The sequence below is a fragment of the Ferrimonas aestuarii genome (assembly GCF_005116665.1).
Classification (GTDB): Bacteria; Pseudomonadota; Gammaproteobacteria; order Enterobacterales; family Shewanellaceae; genus Ferrimonas; species Ferrimonas aestuarii.
The window spans coordinates 50,249-69,384 of record NZ_SWCJ01000009.1; the positions used below are offsets into that span (position 1 = coordinate 50,249).

15 protein-coding genes are annotated in these 19,136 nt (G+C 51.3%); 8 read left to right on the top strand and 7 right to left on the bottom strand.

Going from position 1 to position 19,136, the window contains the following annotated elements; translation table 11 throughout:
• The first annotated feature begins 42 nt into the window (after positions 1 to 42).
• Positions 43 to 945, top strand: coding sequence for a DUF808 domain-containing protein (locus tag FCL42_RS12605; protein ID WP_136863780.1), 903 nt, complete (start codon positions 43 to 45; stop codon positions 943 to 945).
• Between the two features lie 33 nt (positions 946 to 978).
• On the opposite strand, the gene FCL42_RS12610 is transcribed toward FCL42_RS12605, so the two are convergent.
• Positions 979 to 3,129, bottom strand: coding sequence for an MGH1-like glycoside hydrolase domain-containing protein (locus FCL42_RS12610; RefSeq protein WP_136863781.1), 2,151 nt, complete (start codon positions 3,127 to 3,129; stop codon positions 979 to 981).
• A gap of 204 nt (positions 3,130 to 3,333) precedes the next feature.
• On the opposite strand from FCL42_RS12610, the gene trhA reads away from it, so the two are divergent.
• Positions 3,334 to 3,984 (top strand): PAQR family membrane homeostasis protein TrhA, encoded by a 651-nt coding sequence (trhA, locus tag FCL42_RS12615; RefSeq protein WP_136863782.1) that lies wholly within the window; start codon positions 3,334 to 3,336, stop codon positions 3,982 to 3,984.
• A gap of 525 nt (positions 3,985 to 4,509) precedes the next feature.
• Here trhA and FCL42_RS12620 read toward each other — a convergent pair.
• From FCL42_RS12620 to imuA, 4 genes are all read right to left on the bottom strand, one after another.
• Positions 4,510 to 4,719: a cold-shock protein gene (locus FCL42_RS12620; protein ID WP_136863783.1), complete on the bottom strand. Its 210-nt coding sequence runs from the start codon at positions 4,717 to 4,719 to the stop codon at positions 4,510 to 4,512.
• 146 nt (positions 4,720 to 4,865) lie between these two features.
• Positions 4,866 to 7,946: an error-prone DNA polymerase gene (locus tag FCL42_RS12625; protein WP_136863784.1), complete on the bottom strand. Its 3,081-nt coding sequence runs from the start codon at positions 7,944 to 7,946 to the stop codon at positions 4,866 to 4,868.
• The gene (locus FCL42_RS12630; protein ID WP_136863785.1) at positions 7,933 to 9,351 is read right to left on the bottom strand and encodes a Y-family DNA polymerase; all 1,419 of its coding nucleotides are present in this window, start codon (positions 9,349 to 9,351) and stop codon (positions 7,933 to 7,935) included. Before FCL42_RS12630 ends, FCL42_RS12625 begins: the two co-directional genes overlap by 14 nt.
• Entirely contained in the window at positions 9,333 to 10,019 is a 687-nt protein-coding gene (gene imuA / locus FCL42_RS12635) for a translesion DNA synthesis-associated protein ImuA (RefSeq protein ID WP_136863786.1), read from the bottom strand. Before imuA ends, FCL42_RS12630 begins: the two co-directional genes overlap by 19 nt.
• A 163-nt stretch (positions 10,020 to 10,182) precedes the next feature.
• Here imuA and FCL42_RS12640 point away from each other — a divergent pair, with 163 nt between their 5' ends.
• Together FCL42_RS12640 and FCL42_RS12645 are read left to right on the top strand one after the other, a co-directional pair.
• Positions 10,183 to 10,545 carry an MGMT family protein gene (locus FCL42_RS12640; RefSeq protein ID WP_136863787.1) on the top strand — a complete coding sequence of 121 codons (363 nt, stop codon included), beginning with the start codon at positions 10,183 to 10,185 and terminating at the stop codon, positions 10,543 to 10,545.
• Between the two features lie 27 nt (positions 10,546 to 10,572).
• Positions 10,573 to 11,295, top strand: coding sequence for a DUF3108 domain-containing protein (locus FCL42_RS12645; protein ID WP_136863788.1), 723 nt, complete (start codon positions 10,573 to 10,575; stop codon positions 11,293 to 11,295).
• On the opposite strand, the gene FCL42_RS12650 is transcribed toward FCL42_RS12645, so the two are convergent.
• Complete coding sequence (locus FCL42_RS12650) at positions 11,231 to 12,040, bottom strand: class II glutamine amidotransferase (protein ID WP_136863789.1); 810 nt, start codon at positions 12,038 to 12,040, stop codon at positions 11,231 to 11,233. The genes FCL42_RS12645 and FCL42_RS12650 overlap by 65 nt on opposite strands.
• A gap of 243 nt (positions 12,041 to 12,283) precedes the next feature.
• Here FCL42_RS12650 and fadE point away from each other — a divergent pair, with 243 nt between their 5' ends.
• Complete coding sequence (fadE, locus tag FCL42_RS12655; protein WP_136863790.1) at positions 12,284 to 14,734, top strand: acyl-CoA dehydrogenase FadE; 2,451 nt, start codon at positions 12,284 to 12,286, stop codon at positions 14,732 to 14,734.
• Positions 14,735 to 14,898: 164 nt separating this feature from the next.
• Positions 14,899 to 15,939 carry a DUF2157 domain-containing protein gene (locus tag FCL42_RS12660; protein WP_136863791.1) on the top strand — a complete coding sequence of 347 codons (1,041 nt, stop codon included), beginning with the start codon at positions 14,899 to 14,901 and terminating at the stop codon, positions 15,937 to 15,939.
• 103 nt (positions 15,940 to 16,042) lie between these two features.
• Here the strand turns inward: FCL42_RS12660 and FCL42_RS12665 are convergent, their stop codons facing one another.
• Positions 16,043 to 16,909 (bottom strand): flagellar protein MotY, encoded by an 867-nt coding sequence (locus tag FCL42_RS12665; protein WP_136863792.1) that lies wholly within the window; start codon positions 16,907 to 16,909, stop codon positions 16,043 to 16,045.
• Positions 16,910 to 17,054: 145 nt separating this feature from the next.
• Between FCL42_RS12665 and rnt the strand changes: the two genes are divergently transcribed.
• The gene (rnt, locus tag FCL42_RS12670; protein WP_136863793.1) at positions 17,055 to 17,720 is read left to right on the top strand and encodes a ribonuclease T; all 666 of its coding nucleotides are present in this window, start codon (positions 17,055 to 17,057) and stop codon (positions 17,718 to 17,720) included.
• A 176-nt stretch (positions 17,721 to 17,896) separates the two neighbouring features.
• Positions 17,897 to 18,895 carry a sensor domain-containing diguanylate cyclase gene (locus FCL42_RS12675; RefSeq protein ID WP_136863794.1) on the top strand — a complete coding sequence of 333 codons (999 nt, stop codon included), beginning with the start codon at positions 17,897 to 17,899 and terminating at the stop codon, positions 18,893 to 18,895.
• The last annotated feature ends 241 nt before the right edge of the window (positions 18,896 to 19,136 follow it).

Sequence of the window (19,136 nt, forward strand, 5' to 3'; positions counted from 1 at the left end):
ACTTATATGAACGAACAATAAACGCTTACAAGGATTTCTGAGATGGCTGCAGCCAATTTATTAACACTTCTAGATGACATCGCCTCACTGCTCGACGATGTTGCAGCAATGAGTAAAGTTGCCGCTCATAAAACCGCCGGTGTGCTTGGGGATGATCTTGCGGTTAATGCCGAGCAAGTCTCTGGAGTGAAAGCGGATCGTGAGCTGCCCGTCATCTGGGCGGTGGCCAAAGGCTCGCTGCTTAACAAATGCATTCTGGTGCCAGCCGCATTGGCAATCAGTCTCTTTATTCCTTGGTTGATCACCCCTTTGATGATGTTGGGCGGCCTGTTTCTCTGCTTTGAAGGCGCAGAAAAGCTGCTTGAGATGGTAAAAGGGGGCCACAAAACCGCCGAAGCCATTACCGATGAAGACCCGAAAGCACTCGAGCAGCGCAAAATCAAAGGGGCAATTCGCACCGATTTCATTCTCTCTGCCGAGATCATTGTTCTGACACTCGGGGTCGTGGCAACAGCAACGCTGTCCACTCAAGTGTTGACCTTGGCAACCATCGCCGTGCTGATGACCATTGGCGTATACGGCTTGGTTGCCGTTATCGTTAAGATCGACGATGCCGGGCTTTACCTCAATCAAAAACCCAGTTCATCGGCCAAATTCATCGGCCGCCTGTTATTGGCTTCCGCCCCTAAGCTGATGAAGTCTCTGTCTGTCATTGGCACCATCGCCATGTTTTTGGTCGGTGGTGGCATTCTAAGTCACGGCGTCCACCAAATCAGTGAGTGGATCACCCTAGCCTCGACTGCCACTTTAGAGCTTCCGGCCATCGGCCACATCATCTCCGGCGTCGTAAGCACGCTGCTCAACGGCGTCGTCGGCATCATCGCAGGTTTTATCGTTGTGGCGGGAGTTCATCTTGGTGCCAAACTAAAACCCAGCCAAGCCTAACAATGCAGCAGGGGGAGCACCCTCCCCCTCTTTTTAGGGTTTCACAGCCAACTGTGAATTGTTGGCCGTGGAGAGGTAATCTCGGTAGATCAAATAGAATACCGCAGCCGACCAACTAAAATTGGTGCAATGCAGGCCCTCGCCGGTCTCAGGGTTGTAGTTTTCTCGAATTGGTGACTGAGTGAGTGCGCCTTCGGCGTGATTGGCTAGCTTCAATGCCAGCTGTTTTGCCTCATCGGTAAAGCCATAACGAGACAAACCTTGGAGGCCAAACCAACTTTGATCCAGCCAGACTGGACCTCGCCAGTACTTTTCAGGCGCATACTGTGGGTGATCGGCACTCACCGTTTGCAGCGGCAGGTGGCGATTAAAGCCTTTGTCCGACATCATCCACCGACTGACGTAACGAGCTTGCTCCTCACTTGCAGCGCCAGCCCATAAGGGCAACCAGCCCTCAGCGCCTTTTCCCTGCTCAATAAGCCGCTTTCCACCTAGGCGTGTATCGTAGAAATAGCCACTGTCCGTATCGAAAAATTGATTTTGAATCTGCTGCTTTAGCTGTTTTGCTTGCTGTAGCCATCGCAGCTTTTCATCAGGCTTTCCAAGCACCTGTGCCATCTGTGCTAAGAACTGCTTTTCCGCGTAGAGATAAGCATTCAGATCCACCGATTCCTGATTGAGCGAATACCCCAATAGCTCACCGCTGTTGCTGCGGTTTTCCAGTACCCTAACTTCCTCTGAGGCGTCAAACCTAGGGGCGTTGTCCATACCACTTTCCCAAGCGGCGGCCTCGATGATGGCATCGCGACTGGAATTTGCAGCATCAACCGTAGCGCCATACTCCGCTAACCCATCACCATCGTGATCTCGGTTGCGATACCACCACTGGTGATAGCTCACCAGTTTGGGATACATCTCCTCCACAAAAGCAGGGTCCGGTTGAGCTTCATGAACTTTCCAAACTGACCACGCAGCCAAAGGTGGCTTGGAGTTACGCTCATTCCAATTACCGCCATCACCACCCCGTTCGCCACTTTGATTATAAAATACGGTATCGATGATCATGCCATGATCCTGAGGCCGTATGGGATCATCAAAGCGCACTTGGTAATCAAACATGGCTCGAATATTATCTTTAGCAAGGCTGGCATCAAAGTGAGCAATGGCTGCTGCCTGCTTCCAGCTGTCCCAGGCCCACACTCCGCTAAACCACTGATAAGTCACCGATGGGGTGACTCCGTGATGTTGAATCGCGCCCGCTGGGGAGCGCCAGTTTGCCACCAAAGTTTGCATGCTCTTCATTGCTAAACGTTGCCAGTGCGCCTCGCCGCCAGGCTCAAGAGCCCGCCGCTTTCGTTGCTGCGATTTTTCATCAGCAGCAGCAAAGTACCGCGATGGATTGGCCGCAATTTTCGCCTGCATTTTCTGGTGTGTAAGCCTATCTTGCTCAGAGTGGTAATAGCTGTGTAAGCTCCATAAAACCGAAGCCGTATTGGCATTAACCGTTATGGTTTGCACGGCTTGATAGCCTAGCCCTGAGATCACTATCTTGGCATCACTAAGAAACCAAACCCGATACTGAGCATCGTCAAGTAGTACAGACCAAGTCTTACGTTGGGGAGCGAGTTGCCATATCAGCTCTTTATCTTCAGATTTTAGGCCACTCACCCAATTGGGGTTGGCGAGCTTCAGCGACTCTGGCAAGGTTTCAAATACAGAGCCATGCCAACTGACATTGATGGATTGAGGACTATTGGAGTGAAGCTGGGTTCGAACCAGCGCATGGCGACCATCGATAAAGCGAAGCTGCTGCTCAACTTTCAAACTATCCCACTGATAGCGCTGGATTAGACTTGAACCATCACTGGTTAGTTCGATCTGAGCATCTTCATAACGCCACCCCTCCAAAGAGAGTCTTTGAATACTGGGTGATAGCCAAAGCGGGTACTCTTGGGCAATGATCATCGGTCCACTAAAGCCGCCCAAAGAGTGCGAAGAGGCAAGCTCAGGCAGTGCAAATCCGTGCCATGCCCCCTGATCAAACCACACTGATGGAATGCGGCTACTGCCTTTGACTCTATCGATCGGGCCTTTGGGGGTTCCTTGATAATCAAGCACATTTTCTAAGTTACCTCCGTCCACGATCGAACCCGCTAATGCCATCGCGAGCAGCACCATCCCCATAAAACACTCCCTGTCTTTTTGATGTCATTTTACGGCATTAGTGTCGACGCTAGCACAACACTACCGATTTATTGAATATTTTATGCAAAGATAATCAATTGAACTCCAGCATGCAATCGCAGCACTGGATTTACAGCTAACACTTGTACGCTTAAATTGGTTCTTCTATGATGGCCACTGATCCTAGCTGTTACAGAGATAACCATGACAACAGATGTAACCCCTCCTGCCTACAGCGTTGGAGAAGAGATAGCGAATGCCATTACCCATGGTCTTGGCGTCGCCGCCGCCATTGTTGGCCTAACGCTCATGTTAACCAAAGGCATCGGTGTGCTATCGGGTTGGGAGATCGCCGCAGTCAGCATCTATGGTGCTAGCCTGATCCTGCTGTTTCTCTGTTCAACCCTTTATCACGCCATTGCTCATCCCAAAGCAAAACAAGTCTTTAAACGCTTAGATCACTGCGCCATCTATCTACTGATTGCCGGAACTTACACGCCAATGATGGTAATAAGCCTAGAGGGTTGGCAGTCAAAAGCGATATTGGCCACCATCTGGTCAATGGCCTTTATTGGCATATTTTTTAAAGCACTATTCGTCAATCGCTTCAAAAAACTGGCGTTAACAGCCTACCTAGTGATGGGGTGGATGTGCCTTATTGTCATCTACCCTCTTTATCAGGCGCTGTCAGCGCCAGGCTTTCACCTGCTTTGGATTGGCGGGTTATGTTACAGCCTTGGGGTGGTTTTCTACGTAGCAAAGCGGCTGCCCTTCGCCCATGCCATTTGGCACCTCTTCGTTTTAGGGGGCGCCGTTTGCCACTGTGTCGCCATTGCTCTTTATGTTATTCCCTAGGTGCTGTTGACTGTTCGTGATCATAGTTATGGCGAAAATCGGTCGTTCGATTCACGCATAGGGTTCAGATTCATAAGTAGCCGTTTTCGAACTGACTTACAGAAACAAGCCAGGAACTCATCTCCAAAGATATACTACCCCAGTCAGTTTTCACTTTGAGTGACCACTGGAATTTATACCAAGATGAATTAACTTAATATTGAAAACACTGTGTTTCTTAAATGGTTAAGCACAGAAATGAAAGACGCGACTTAGAGTATTAACGTAAGCTGGAATTTATTTTCAAGACAAACCAAGAAAAGCACATGCTGATATTGAGTTATTGAAATAATCGTGAACACCGCTCAAATTCAGCGCATTTGGTATTTATATTCTCCATTTAGCCACTTCAACTCAAACTGGTAAACGTCACCAAACACTTCTAAAGGCACCCCTTTGCCAATAGTGATATCGCCTCCATGCTGAATTTTAGGCACAAAAAAGCCCTCGCCTAACGGCAAGGGCCTCGAATCTATTCGGTAAGCGTTAGATAACGTTTACGTTCTCGGCTTGAGGGCCTTTCTGACCTTGTGTAACCGTCATGGTCACTTGCTGACCTTCAACCAATGTGCGACGGCCATTACCCTGGATCGCAGAGAAGTGTACGAACACATCCTTGCCATCTTCACGAGAGATGAAGCCAAATCCTTTTTCGTCGTTAAACCACTTAACTGTACCAGTAACTTGCTCAGACATATCTAACTCTTTCTAAATCAAAAACACGAGCGAACCTTGTATCACTCGTTATCGAAGTCAATTATACGCGTGTTATTCAACTTTACAAACCTTCTGGTGATTTTTTTAGCAGTTTTCGCTAAAAAACATTAAATGGCATCGAAGTTTTAACAAAAGTTTCGTGAGAAAATCCTCAATTTGCCAATTAAGTCACTTCTATCACAAAGTTTGCCAGCGATCAGGTGAACCACATTATCGGCACTATCCACTTTTCCACGAACCTGCAGTATCTGTGCGGTCAAAAATGCCTGCCTTTGCGCCGATGCCGTTGCTTGCCACACCACCACATTGGCATTTCCAGTCTCATCTTCCAGAGTCATAAAGGTCACACCACTTGCTGTACCTGGACGTTGACGCCCCACGACAACACCGGTCAATGACACTAACTGATCTTGGCGACAATTTTGTAGCGACTGTGCCGATTGCTGACCTTTCAACAGCCCTTGGCGCCTTAACATCGACATCGGGTGCTCCCCTAATGTCAGCCCCAATTGAGTAAAGTCTGCCAACATCTCATCCAGCGCTTCTGGTTTTGGAATTTGCACTTGACTCGCGATTGATTGTTCACCAAACAGGGGGAGCTGCTCCTGTACCGCCGCCAGTTGCCAACGCGCTTGATAGCGATGTCCTGCTAAACACTTTAGGGCATCGGCACTGGCAAGGCGTTCTAGATCCCCACGACTCAAGCCCAAATTAGACAATTGCTGCGCTTGGTCATAACCATGGCGAGGACGCTCAAAAACCATGCGCTCTGCGCCTTGTTGAGATAACCCCTTAACCAGCCTCAGCCCCAATCTGAGTGCCGGCTTACCATCTAACACCTCCAACGAGTGCTGCCACTGGCTGTGATTTACCGACACTGGCAACACCTCCACCCCATGGCGCTGGGCATCCTGTACCAACTGAGATGGCGTGTAAAAACCCATCGGTTGGCTATTAAGCAGCGCACAGCAAAACGCCGCCGGGTAATGGTATTTCAGATACGCAGAAACGTAAGCCAGCAAAGCAAAGCTGGCAGAGTGTGACTCTGGAAATCCATATTCCCCAAAGCCTTTAATCTGATTAAACACCTGCTGAGCAAACTGCTGCTCATAACCACGCTCGCTCATGCCCCGAATCAGCTTTTGCTCGAACTTATCCAGTTGTCCATGACGCTTCCAACTGGCCATGGCTCGGCGAAGCTGATCCGCTTCCCCGCCACTAAAACCGGCAGCCACCATCGCCAATTTAATCACCTGCTCTTGAAAGATGGGAACCCCGAGGGTACGTGACAATACCTGTTTGACCTCATCACTGGGATAACTCACCGCCTCATCGCCATTACGGCGACGCAGATAAGGATGCACCATGTCCCCCTGAATCGGCCCGGGGCGAACAATGGCGATCTGCACCACCAAATCGTAATAACAGCGGGGTTTTAGCCGGGGCAACATGTTGGTTTGCGCTCGAGATTCAATCTGAAACACCCCAATACTGTCGGCCTGACACAGCATCTGATACACCTCAGGCTGTTCCCTATGCACCTCATTCATGCCATAGGGCGCCCCTTGCCAGTCGCTTATCAGGTCGAAGCAGCGGCGAATGGCACTGAGCATGCCCAGCGCCAAGATGTCCACTTTCAAAAGCCCTAAGGCTTCCAGATCGTCTTTATCCCACTGAATTACCGTACGATCAGCCATCGAGGCATTTTCTACCGGAACCAGCTCAGACAGTGGGCAGCTGGAGATAATAAAGCCCCCCACATGCTGGGACAGATGGCGAGGAAACCCCAATAACGCCTCAACCAAAGGCAGCAGGTGCTGCGCCATGGTGCCATCGGTTTCCTTACTGAGCCGTTGTTGAAGCTGCTGCTGCCAACTCTGTTTTGCGTCTCGGCGATCCACCTGTTTAATCAAGTGCTCTAAATAGCTCACCTCAAGCCCCAGAGCCTTACCCACATCTCGCATGGCACTCTTAAAGCGATAGCTGATCACCGTGGCCGCCAGCGCTGCCCGCTCTCGACCATATTTTTGGTAGATATACTGAATCACCTCTTCCCGGCGCTGATGCTCAAAATCCACATCAATGTCTGGGGGTTCATTACGTTCTTTAGAGATAAAGCGCTCAAACAGCAGGTTAACCTGAGTGGGATCCACCTCGGTTATCCCTAAGCAATAACAGACCACCGAATTGGCCGCCGACCCACGGCCTTGATGCAAAATCTTAGCCTGTTTGGCAAAGCTAACGATGTCGTAGATGGTGAGAAAGAAGTAGTGATAGTTAAGCTCATCAATCAAGCTCAGTTCAGACTCAATCTGTTGGGCAACGAGATCAGGAACGCCGTTGGGATACCTTAAGTCGGCCCCGGCAAGAGTCTGCTGGCGCAGATACTCAGAGGCACTCATCCCCGCAGGCACCACCTCAGCAGGATATTGATAACGCAGTTCATCCAGATCAAACTGGCACCGACTGGCGATGACTTGAGTTTGGGCAGTCCACTCAGGGCGAAAGCGCTTATTTATCGCCTCAAGTGGCTTGATGTAGGCCTCACCATTACCACTGAGGCGCCAACCGGCTTGGGCAAGGCTGCAGCCTTGACGAATGCAGTCCACCACATCCAATAGCGGTTTATCTTCACGTCTGGCCATGCGCACACCGCCAGCACACACCACAGGCCAGCCCCAAATCTCAGATAGCCGCTCCACCAGTTTCAACTGATGGCCATCTTCTGGGGTGAAATGACGCTCCACCAGCAGCCAGGCTCGGCCCAGCCAATGCTCAATAAGCTCTGATTGGTGCAGGTTTAACTCTTCAAGCTCAGCGTCTCCGTTAGGCAACAGCAGCAGTAAACACTCATCTAAGCCGCTATAGAAATCGCCCCAATCAAGCTGATACTCCCCCTTCGGGCTACGACGTCGCCCTTGGGTAATTAAGCTCGATAGCTGGCCATAACCGACTCGGCTCGTTGCTAGCACCACTAAAGTGGCCTCATCCAATTGAAATTCACTGCCGATAATCAGTTGAATGTCATGCTCTTTTGCCGATTCCCATGCTTTGACCACCCCGGCCAATGAGCATTCATCGGTGATGGCGATACCTCGATAGTCCTGGGCAATCGCAGCCTCAATTAATTGATGAGGGTGAGCAGCACTGCGCAAAAAGCTGTAATTGCTTAGGCTGTGCAGCTCCACATAGTCAGAACCAGCCATGGATATACCAGCCTTGTAGATCTCGGTACACCCAGCACCAGCGATGGCCATCAAGCTGAGCTAGGTAATAATCCCGTGCCAAGGGCTCTACATGCCACCAGTCAGACTCCAGCCGCTCCGGCCCATGACGCAAGCTCAGCCGGCGACGCTCTACTGCGACAGGTTCAGGCAGCAACCAAGGGGGCCGCGGTTTAGTGCAGCCCCCATCACTATTGCCTTCCAACTCGCTCCAGCGCCACGCCTTTTCTGGACGAATGGCATCCACGCAGCTCACCATGCCAACACGATCATTACCAAGTCTGGCCTTAAACTGTCCCAACAACTGCAGTTGCGGTAGCTGAGAGTCCACCCAGCTCTGGCCATCGCTACTCAGAGCGCCACTCGTCACCGCCAATGAATTGTGATGTCCACTGACGACACTCACCTCAATCACAGGTTGAAACAGGGTCAGGCGTTCAAATCGCAGTTGCACCAACTTAAGCAGTTCATCGGCTCGGCCCTGGGCAAATGCGGGGCGAATAATAAGTTCCGTGTCCTCTCCCTGACGATGTTTTAAGAAGATGGAGAACTGCTCGCAGGCCAGCTGACGATAACGAAGGAAGGTCGCCAATAACCCCAGCATTCGCTTTAATGGAAACAGTAGCCCTTGGGTGTGTGCCACCTCCTCTAACAGCACCTGTTTATGGCAAAACTCACTGGGTGGCTGGAACTCTTTTCGAATATCGGCCACCTCTCCCAGCAATCGCTGTAGGTAAAGCAAAAGCTCACTGCCAAATCGCTGCCCCAACTCGTGACGTGGTAAAGCGCTTAGCTGGGAAAATTGGGTTATGCCCATATTTTGAAGCCGTTGGGCTGCCTCTCCCGGTAGCGCCAGCTCATGCAGTGACAGCTGATTCAATCTTTGCCGTTCATCTTGTTTGGATTCGAACTCACCTAAAGACACAGCGCACTGCCGCCCTTGGCGAGCAAACAGCGTGGCCATAAGCGGTGTGCGACCAACCCCCAATCCATAGGGAAGAGCTAAACTGGATGCCGATGCCTCAATGGCCTGCAGCCAAGGCACTAAACCGCCAAACAGCTTTAGCATGCTGCGCCCCTCAAGCAGCAATAGGTCGGGCTCTACCACAACCACTTTACCGCTAAAGGCATAGGCCCACTGCGCCAACCGCTCCAAGTTTTGGTTAGCCTCATTCTCAAGGGATAACAGGGTTAATTCAGCGCACAGCGCCGTGGCCGTAGCGATGTTCATCGACGGTTTTACCCCTTGCTGCCTAGCGGCGCCATTGACTTGAGTTAAGGTTGGCGGGTGCCCCTCAACCAAGGCGTAAAACCCCGGTTGTTGCTGCTGCAAACGGCTGTGAAGTGCCAAGTCCACAAAGTGGATGGCTAACCAGAGTGGGTCCATGGGCCTGAGATCAAATTGTCATTGATAGTTGTGTCGATCTGGGTCAGCGGCCAGCCACTGGGCTGCAGCGGCAACCTCTGCGTAGCCTGAGGCCAACCACCTCGCTGCTTGAGCAGCTGCACTGTGGTACCTGAACTGGAGCTATGAAGCTGCACCCTCAAGCTAATTGGATGGTGTTCGCCGGCTTGGCTGTCAGGCAGAAACACCACGGCAAGGCTGCGGCCGCGCTCGCTGGCAAGCTGCAATCGCCGGGACTGAGATACCGACAGTGAATCAAGCCATAGCCACACCCGGGCAAAGCTGCCACTGGCTAAACTCTGCTCTGCTGCCCATAGCCGCTCCTTGGAATCCAGATCTTTGAGCCACACCAAACGAGACAGGTCCACCCCTTGCTGCGCCAGTGCTGGCGCATAGGGAATATAGGGTGGCGAGATCATCAACTGCCACTGTTCAGGTGAGGTTTGCGACAACGCTTTTAACACTAGAGTCTCACCTTGCCCGGCTTCTGGTTGCAGCACCTCAATGATCCCCTGCTTAGGCCAGCCTTGCTGAGACAGCTGGCTATCTAACGCCCCCATGCCAGTGGGAATGCCCTGCTGCGGCTGTTGCCACTGACTGGCCAGCCACAGATCGTCACGGCGCAAAAGAGAATCGATGGGCTTAATCATGGTTGTACACCAACATCAATGATAACTGTATATACATACAGTATTATGGATCTCTGAACAAAAGCCAAGATCTCGATGCACAGATTCTGCACGCTTGGCCGCTTTAGCATCAAATCCCCAACTCAAGTACACTGCCCATATAAGGCAGCATGGCGTGAACAAGATGACGGAAACCGAGACGGGCAGCGTCCCCAGCAAAATCGAGCGGATTTGGCAGGTTTGCCAACTGATCCCTGAAGGCCGAGTAGTCAGTTACGGTCAGTTGGCCGATTTAGCCGGTCTTCCCGGACGGGCCCGCCTTGCGGGAACGGCGCTAAAGTCGACTCCCAAAGAGCTAACTCTGCCTTGGCATAGGGTGATCACCGCCAGCGGCAAACTGGCCTTTGCGCCTGGCTCTGAGCAATTTGAACTGCAGCAGCTGCGCCTACGGCAGGAGGGGGTTTTGGTCAACAACGGCCGCGTAAAAATGCGGGAGTTTGCCTGGCAACCGGATCTCGCTGAACTACTTTGGCAGCTACCCTATTAATACAGTTCACTTAATCAAGGTTCGATAATGAAACGGTTTTTGCCTCTGGCACTGATCGCCCTATCGGCGACGGCAAACCCCATGTTGCCCTATCGGGCTGACTATCAGGTGTGGCGTGGTGATTCTGAATTAGGGGAAGGCTATTACCAGCTTGAAACCTTGGGTAATCAACAATTTAAACTCAGTTACCAGAGCGATGTCGGTTGGTTATTTCTATCAGATACCCGAACCGAAACCAGCTCGCTGCGCTTTAGCGGTGAACAGGTGCTGCCCAGCATCTACCGTATGGAGCGCACCGGCAGCGGGCCAGATTTCACCGCTGAGATCCGCTTTCTTCCCAAACAGCCGATTCACAGCCGCTATAAAGGTGACAAGGTAACCATCGAGCCCAGCGCGGCACAATTTGATCCCCTCAGTTATCAACTGCAGTTAAGGCTGGATGTGGCGCAGGGCGAGACCGAGATGCTCTACCCCATTGTCTACAAGAATCAAGCTCGAGAATACCGCTACAAGGTAGTTGGCGAGGAGCGTCTCAGCCTGCCCTTTGGCGAACTGGATACCATCAAAGTGGCCAGAGATCGAGGTGAGAACAGCAAACGGGAAACCTATTTATGGCTAGCTCGCGACCACAATTTTGTGCTCGCGAGGCTAATCCAATATAAAGAAGGTGATGTTCAGGCCGAGCTTAAGCTGGAGAAACTGACTTGGCTTGCTCCCCCATCCCAGACGCCACCTGCACCCCATCCTTAAACAGCTGCCACTCTCCCGCTTCCATCTTGTGCCACTGCTCGTTGTGAGTCAGAGGCCGAGTTGCAATCACCGTGACCACGTCGTTTTCCGTGGTTTCGCTGGTAAAATCGATCACCATGTCAGTATCAATCAGTTTGGCCTCCCCAAACGGGGCCTTACGGGTGATCCAGGTGAGGTTGTTGCTGCATAGCGCCAGCAGGTAGCGGCCGTCGCTAACCAGCATGTTAAACACCCCTAACTGCTGCAGTTTCTGGGCTTCGGTAGCCAGAAAACGAAACGCCTGCTTAATGTCTTTCGGCTTGGATGGAAAATGATCCGCCATCTTCGACATCAGATAGCAAAACGCCAGTTCACTGTCGGTATTGCCCACAGGCTGAAACCGAGTGGGTTTGAGCTTGTCGGTATAGCCACTTAACTGACCATTATGGGCGAAGGTCCAGTAACGGCCCCACAGTTCACGACAAAAAGGGTGGGTGTTCTCCAATGCAACTCGGCCACGATTGGCCTGGCGAATGTGGCTTATCACCGCCTTGCTTTTGATGGGATACTCTTTGATGAGGCTAGCCACTTCTGAACGACAGCTAGGCTGGCAATCCTTGAAGGTACGGTTACCCACGCCATCATAGAAGGTGATGCCCCAACCATCGGTATGGGGGCCGGTCACGCCGCCGCGCTCCACCAAACCGGTAAAACTGAACACAATGTCCGTCGGTACATTGGCACTCATGGCCAACAATTCACACATAGCTTTGTCCGTATCGCATTCTAATAGAGAAAGAATACCTTTAAATGAGCGCCATAGCACCTCTGGGGCGAGTTTGCCCAGCACGATTCGATTACAAAGTTAACAGTTATGAATAAATAATTCTTGAAGATGTTCAAACAAGCGTTTACTTTTATGTGACAGAGGTCAGACCAGACCGTATACTGTGACTGAGAGCAAACTTATTGGAGCCACTCTCCGATAAGTGACACAAGGAGAATAAATGTGACTACCTTAGTTTGGAGCATCGCTTCGATTGCGGTTCTAGGGGCGCTCATCTACAAACGAGCTTCGCTGGGATTGTTTACCCTCGCCGCCGCTGCCGCGCTTGCAGCTGGCTCTGCACTTGATATTGTTGCCCTATGGGCTTGGGTGGCCTTCGCGGTTATCGCCATCCCTTTCAACGTCGGTTCCCTGCGCCGCTCCCTGTTGAGCGCCCCCGCCCTGAAAGCATTCAAGTCGGTAATGCCGGAAATGTCACAGACGGAAAAGGACGCCATTGAAGCCGGTACCACTTGGTGGGATGCGGATCTGTTTTCTGGTTCACCAGACTGGAAAAAGATGCACGCCATTCCTGCGGCTCGTCTGACCGCTGAAGAGCAAGCTTTCCTAGACGGCCCCGTTGAAGAGGTCTCCCGCATGGTTAACGCCTTTAAGGTGTCTCACCAAGATGCGGATCTGCCAGCAGAAGTGTGGCAGTACCTAAAAGACAATAAATTCTTCGCCATGATCATTAAGAAAAAATACGGCGGTTTAGAATTTAGCCCTTACGCTCAATCTCGCGTTCTGCAGAAGCTGTCCGGCGTAGATTCCGTACTCTCTTCTACCGTAGGTGTGCCTAACTCCCTAGGTCCGGGTGAGCTACTTCAGCACTATGGTACCGAAGAGCAGAAAGATCATTACCTGCCTCGCCTGGCCGTTGGCCAAGAGGTTCCCTGTTTCGCCCTAACCAGCCCCGAAGCTGGCTCTGACGCAGGCTCGATTCCTGATTACGGCGTTGTCTGCAAAGGCATGTGGGAAGGTAAAGAAGTTCTGGGTATGAAAGTTACTTGGAATAAGCGATACATCACTCTGGCGCCTATCGCCACCGTGTTGGGTCTGGCGTTCAAACTGCGCGACCCTGACGGCCTACTAGGTGACGAAGAAGAGATTGGCATCACCTGCGCCCTGGTTCCAACTGACATGGAAGGGGTGATCATCGGTCGCCGCCACTTCCCATTGAATACCATGTTCCAGAACGGCCCAACACAAGGTAATGAGGTGTTCATGCCACTGGACTTCATCATCGGTGGTCCGAAGATGGCCGGTAAAGGCTGGCGTATGCTGGTTGAATGTTTGTCTGTCGGTCGTGGTATTACTCTGCCGTCAAACTCCGGTGGTGGCATCAAGACCGTTGCCGCTGCAACCGGTTCCTACTCTCGCATTCGCCGTCAGTTCAAGACCCCTATCGGTAAGATGGAAGGCATTGAAGAGCCAATGGCTCGCATCGGTGGTAACGCCTACCTGATGGATGCGGTTAACACCATGACCACCACCGCTTTGGGTCTGGGTGAGAAGCCATCGGTTATCTCCGCCATCGTTAAGATGCACCTAACCGACCGCATGCAGAAGTGTTTGATTGACGCCATGGACATCCACGGCGGTAAAGGCGTGTGCTTAGGTCCAAACAACTACCTAGGCCGCGGCTATCAAGGTGCGCCAATTGCCATCACCGTAGAAGGCGCCAACATCCTAACCCGTTCTCTGGTTATCTACGGTCAAGGTGCCATTCGCTGCCACCCTTACGTACTGAAAGAGATGGATGCGGCCTTTGATAAAGATCAGAATCGCAGCCTGAACGAGTTCGACAAAGCGGTTTGGGGCCACGTTGGCTTCGTGATGAGCAACCTAGTACGCAGTTTCTGGTTCGGCCTGACCGGTGCCCGCTTCTCAAGCGCCCCATACTCAGATCAAACCAAGCGTTACTACCAGCACATGAACCGTTTCAGCGCCAACCTAGCCCTGCTATCTGATTTGGCAATGGCGATGCTGGGCGGCAGCCTGAAGCGTAAAGAGCGCACCTCAGCTCGCTTGGGCGACCTACTCAGCCAGCTGTACCTGACCTCTGCCACACTGAAGAAGTTCCAGGACGAAGGCCGTCAAAGCGACGATCTGCCTCTGGTTCAGTGGGCGGTAGAAGACAGCCTGTACAAGCTGCAAGTGTCTCTGATTGAGCTATTGGAAAACTTTCCTGCCTTCGGTGGCCTGCTGAAGTTCCTGCTGTTCCCATTCGGTCGTCCAATTAAGCGTACTTCCGATAAGCTGGACCATCAGATTGCTAAAATCCTACAGACTCCATGTGCTGCCCGTGACCGCTTGATTGCCGGCCAATGGTTTGAAGCCCATGAGAACAACCCTGTCGGTCAGCAAGAGCAAACTCTGCGCAACATTCTGGCTGCTGAGCCTCTGTTCGACAAAGTATGCAAAGCTGCAGGTAAGAAGTTGCCGTTCTGGAAGCTGCACGAAGTGGCAGATCAAGGCCTGGAGTTGGGCGTACTGACTCAAGAGGAAGCGCAGTTGCTGCGTGACGCTGAGACCGGTCGTCTGGCCACCATCAACGTGGATGACTTCGACCCTGAAGAGCTTAAAGCCCAGCAAATCGTGACCGAGCCAACCAGCCCGGTTCAAGCGGCTTAAATCTTCGCTTTTCCCTAAATCAAACCCCGGCAACCGCCGGGGTTTTGTTTTTCCAGCCTTAAAAGTTCGCCGCTCCCCACTTCCCGCGTTATCGCCTTGTGATATTGCAAAAATCCCATTAAGGTTTTGAAATTAAACTCATATACGCTTGGAATATCGTTTTCATGCAAGTCAATAAACAGCAAGGGCGCTTTCTTGATAGCACCATCGAACAGTGGCAAAAGTCCAACCTCATCAACGAAGAGCAAAGCCTAACACTCAAGCAGTCCTATGAGGTTCTGCCCTTCGATTGGCAGCGGCTGGCTAAATACGCTTTCTGGCTGGCCATCGTCTGCATCGTTATCTCTGTCTCCTCCGCACTGGTAGACAAGTGGTTGATGCAGCTACTAGAGAAGCTATTTAACGCCCCGAACTCCGTGAAATGCGTGGCGCTTTCCCTATTGGCCGTTCTGCTCTATGGCGTCGGTATTCATCGCAAGCGGCGTCTGCCAGAGAAAATGTACAGCAATGAGGCAATACTGTTCTTAGGGGTCGCGGCAACGGCCACGGCCATCTTGTTTCTCGGAAAGGTTATCGATACCGGCAGCGGCCACTTCTCACTGCTGATGCTGCTGGCCGCCATCATCTACGGCCTACTTGGCCTGTGGTTTCCCTCCAAACTGGTGTGGCTTGCCTCCCTTATCTCTCTAGGCAGTTGGTTTGGCGCTGAAACCGGCTATGCCTCTGGCTGGGGCGCTTACTACCTGGGCATGAACTACCCGCTGCGCTTTGTGCTATTTGGGTTGGTACTGATTGTCGTAGGCAAGTTCCTGTTCTCATCTTGGCAAGCTCGGGAAGCCTTCCTTCGCCCCACCCGCGCCGTGGGACTGCTGTATCTGTTTATTGCTCTGTGGATCCTGTCAATTTTCGGCAACTATGGCGATTACGACAGTTGGGACGCGGTTAAGCAGATTGAGCTGCTGCACTGGTCTTTGCTGTTTGGTATAGCTGCGCTTATCGCCGTCTATCATGGCATTCAGTATGAGGATGAGATGACCAAAGGTTTTGGGTTGACCTTTATTTTCATCAACCTCTATACCCGCTTCTTTGAATTTTTCTGGGACGGCACCCATAAAGCGCTGTTTTTCGCAATTTTGGGAGTGAGCTTCTGGCTACTGGGATCGAAGGCGGAAAAGATCTGGCAACTTAACCTGAAAAAGCCATAGCCGAGAGATGATAACTGCCCACTGAAGTGAGTGGTTTAGGGCTAAACAATCAAAAAGCGAGCCATTGGCTCGCTTTTTGGTTAGGTCGATGCTGGCAGCAGGGTTAGCGCTCCATTCGAATCACCACGCGGCGGTTTTGTGCTCGGCCACTGGCACTGCTGTTGGTGGCAATGTGGCGTTTCTCACCGTGGGACTGGGTCACAATACGATCCGATGAGATTCCGGCATCTAAAAAGAACTGTTTCAGATTCTCGGCCTGACCACTACTGATGGACATGTTTTCCGCGTCGCCGCCAAAACTGTCGGTATAGGCATCAATGAGCACCAGCTCCAGATTAGGATCGTAGGAGAGAAACTCCTTAATGCGACTGAGCTTCTTTCGAGAGGTGGGCGTTAAGGTGCCGTTTCTATCGCGAAAGTTCAGTACAGTGAACGCAATGTCTTCAAAGCCATAGGGCAGCAAGCTGTCGATGCAGCTAACAAATTCGAAATAGCTGTTATGAAAATTGGCCGCATTAAGACCCACCGCCACTTGATCCACCGGATTGTACCAATCCTGATAATAAAACGTTGGCTGCATCCCCTGTTCAAGTTCGGTGAGCATCACCCATGCCGCCTGCTTGGACACCTCCGCATCAAACTGCGGTTGGTAAGTCAGGCGCACAATGTCTCGAGCGGGAATTCCAGGACGCCAAGATGGGGCGACAGAACGTAAGCTGGCCGCAGTTTCGCGCTCAGGCTTACGCTTCATCTTCAGGACAAAATCCAGGTCCATGGTACGACCGGCTTTGCTTTCAAACACCGCCGTTCCGTAATTTGGAATGGTGTGTTTCAACGTGCACTGAAGGGGGGACGAGGTCTCCAAATTCCAATGAGATTGGTCTATGGATGCCACATAGTTTCTCACCCCGGACGAAACCGAGGTGCTCACTAATGTTAGCAATGTGGCAAAGCCAATTTTATATTGCATTCCCAATACCAAACCAATCTATTCTTAAATCTGTATCGACCGTGGTTCGCAAAGCTTTAGCCCAATCTTTGCCCACTTAATTGCTTTTGCATTATGACAAAGCAATGCGATAATTGCGCTCCAAATTAACACCAAAAATGGCAGCATGAGCGCAATCAAACCAGAAAATTTACTTGTAAACCGTTTTCGCGGTTACTTCCCTGTGGTTATCGACATCGAAACCGCCGGCTTTAACGCCGCAACTGACGCAATACTCGAGATTGCCGCTGTAACTTTAGAGATGGATGCCGATGGCTGGTTAAAACCCGCCAATACCGTTCATTTTCATGTTGAACCCTTTGAAGGCGCCAATTTGGAGCCTGCGGCATTGGAGTTCAATGGCATTGATCCTCACAACCCTCTGCGTGGTGCCGTCTCTGAAAAAGAAGCGCTGCAAGAGATCTTTAAAGTGGTTCGCAAAGCCCAAAAAGCCAGTGGATGCCATCGCAGTATCGTCGTGGCTCACAATGCGGCTTTTGACCAAGGGTTTCTCAATGCCGCCATCAACAGAACCAACATCAAACGGGTTCCATTTCACCCCTTTGCCAGCTTTGACACGGCGTCTCTCTCCGGCTTGTCTTTAGGACAAACCGTGTTGGCTAAAGCCTGCCGCACTGCGCAAATTGAATTTGATAACAGCCAAGCCCATTCGGCTCTGTACGACACCGAGCGCACCGCTGAGCTATTCTGTCATATTGTCAATAAATGGAAAACCTTAGGGGGCTGGCAAGTCCCTGAAGAAAATATTAAATCTGCTCCCGAGTCAGACTGATCATTGACAGTAACAAACCCTAAAAAGCCGTGTTATCACGGCTTTTTTACACCTGAAAACCAAAAGTCATAGCAAGACTGGACTTCTTGGAGTAATCAATCTAACTAATACTAGTTAAACCAAATACTTAGTAGTAAAGTGAAGGTGACGACAGTGGTGCGAGGCAGAGACGCTCCATGGACACAAAGCAGCTATTAGCAACCCAATATGGGCTTAATCAAACCCTAACCAAACTTGCCTTGGGCAGCAGCCTCAAGCAAAGCTTGACGCAACTGACCGAGTTAGCAGAATCCTTACGGCCCGATGTTCGCGTTTCCATATTGCAATACCACCCTCAAACTCAAACGCTCACCACATTGGCCGCTCCCAGCCTTCCTCAGGGCTACAACCAGTTATTGCACCACCTAAAGATCGGGCCAGATGTGGGTACCTGCGGCAGAACCGCCTACCAGCGCTGTTTTTGTTTTAGTGCGGATATCACCACCGACCCCAATTGGCACTCGTTTCGTGAACACGCACTGGCCGCAGACATCCGCGCGTGTTGGTCGGTGCCAATCTTTTCGAGTAAACAGCGCCTACTAGGCACCTTTGCGCTTTACCTGAGCCAAGCGCTCGCTCCTTGTAAGGAGGACAAGGAGTTCATGGAGCTCATCAGCTCCGTCGCCGCCGTGGCCATCGAGAAAGAGCAGATGGAGGCAGAGCTTTACTTTGCCGCCACCCATGACGCCCTAACTCAAGTAGCCAATCGCCACCATTTTTTAGAAAAGCTCAACCACACCTTGGCAAACTGCCAACGACAACAACGGCCAATCGCACTGTTCTATATGGATATTGACCGATTCAAAGCCATAAACGACTCCTTTGGCCACCAAATGGGCGATCAAGTCCTTATCCACTTTGCTCACCGCATTGAGTCCGTTTGTCGTAAAGGGGATCTGCTTGGGCGCATCGGTGGTGACGAGTTCCTGCTGATGTGCCCACTGAAAACAGAGCAAGACTTGGACGACATCGAACAACGACTCAGGCAGGCACTAGCAAAGCACGCATTCCGAGCACATATTCAACTCAGTGGCAGCATAGGTGCCGCCTTATGGAGCCCCAATCGGCCCATTCACGCTGAGCAGTTGATCGCTGAAGCCGATGCTAAGATGTATCAACATAAACACAGCCACTGAATCCAAACCGCATAATCACCCACCGATTTCGCCTTTTCAATCGGACTTGAATCACATTACCTGCAATTTTGAGAGTAAATCTCTGGACAGCCGTAGATGAATTCTGACAATGGTTGTTCACTACTCGTATCCGTTCCATTGAGTAATATCAGTCCTTCACAACGCTGCCTTGATTCAGAACTTGTGAGGGCTTCTAAGCTGACATTAATGCAACTGGTATAAATGCACTACCTAAGCAAAG

Excerpts from the sequence above, each read along its gene's own strand:
- FCL42_RS12605 (WP_136863780.1), top strand. The coding sequence starts at position 43 with ATGGCTGCAGCCAATTTATTAACACTTCTAGATGACATCGCCTCACTG.
- FCL42_RS12610 (WP_136863781.1), bottom strand. The coding sequence starts at position 3,129 with ATGGGGATGGTGCTGCTCGCGATGGCATTAGCGGGTTCGATCGTGGAC.
- trhA (WP_136863782.1), top strand. The coding sequence starts at position 3,334 with ATGACAACAGATGTAACCCCTCCTGCCTACAGCGTTGGAGAAGAGATA.
- FCL42_RS12620 (WP_136863783.1), bottom strand. The coding sequence starts at position 4,719 with ATGTCTGAGCAAGTTACTGGTACAGTTAAGTGGTTTAACGACGAAAAA.
- FCL42_RS12625 (WP_136863784.1), bottom strand. The coding sequence starts at position 7,946 with ATGGCTGGTTCTGACTATGTGGAGCTGCACAGCCTAAGCAATTACAGC.
- FCL42_RS12630 (WP_136863785.1), bottom strand. The coding sequence starts at position 9,351 with ATGGACCCACTCTGGTTAGCCATCCACTTTGTGGACTTGGCACTTCAC.
- imuA (WP_136863786.1), bottom strand. The coding sequence starts at position 10,019 with ATGATTAAGCCCATCGATTCTCTTTTGCGCCGTGACGATCTGTGGCTG.
- FCL42_RS12640 (WP_136863787.1), top strand. The coding sequence starts at position 10,183 with ATGACGGAAACCGAGACGGGCAGCGTCCCCAGCAAAATCGAGCGGATT.
- FCL42_RS12645 (WP_136863788.1), top strand. The coding sequence starts at position 10,573 with ATGAAACGGTTTTTGCCTCTGGCACTGATCGCCCTATCGGCGACGGCA.
- FCL42_RS12650 (WP_136863789.1), bottom strand. The coding sequence starts at position 12,040 with ATGTGTGAATTGTTGGCCATGAGTGCCAATGTACCGACGGACATTGTG.
- FCL42_RS12660 (WP_136863791.1), top strand. The coding sequence starts at position 14,899 with ATGCAAGTCAATAAACAGCAAGGGCGCTTTCTTGATAGCACCATCGAA.
- FCL42_RS12665 (WP_136863792.1), bottom strand. The coding sequence starts at position 16,909 with ATGCAATATAAAATTGGCTTTGCCACATTGCTAACATTAGTGAGCACC.
- rnt (WP_136863793.1), top strand. The coding sequence starts at position 17,055 with ATGAGCGCAATCAAACCAGAAAATTTACTTGTAAACCGTTTTCGCGGT.
- FCL42_RS12675 (WP_136863794.1), top strand. The coding sequence starts at position 17,897 with ATGGACACAAAGCAGCTATTAGCAACCCAATATGGGCTTAATCAAACC.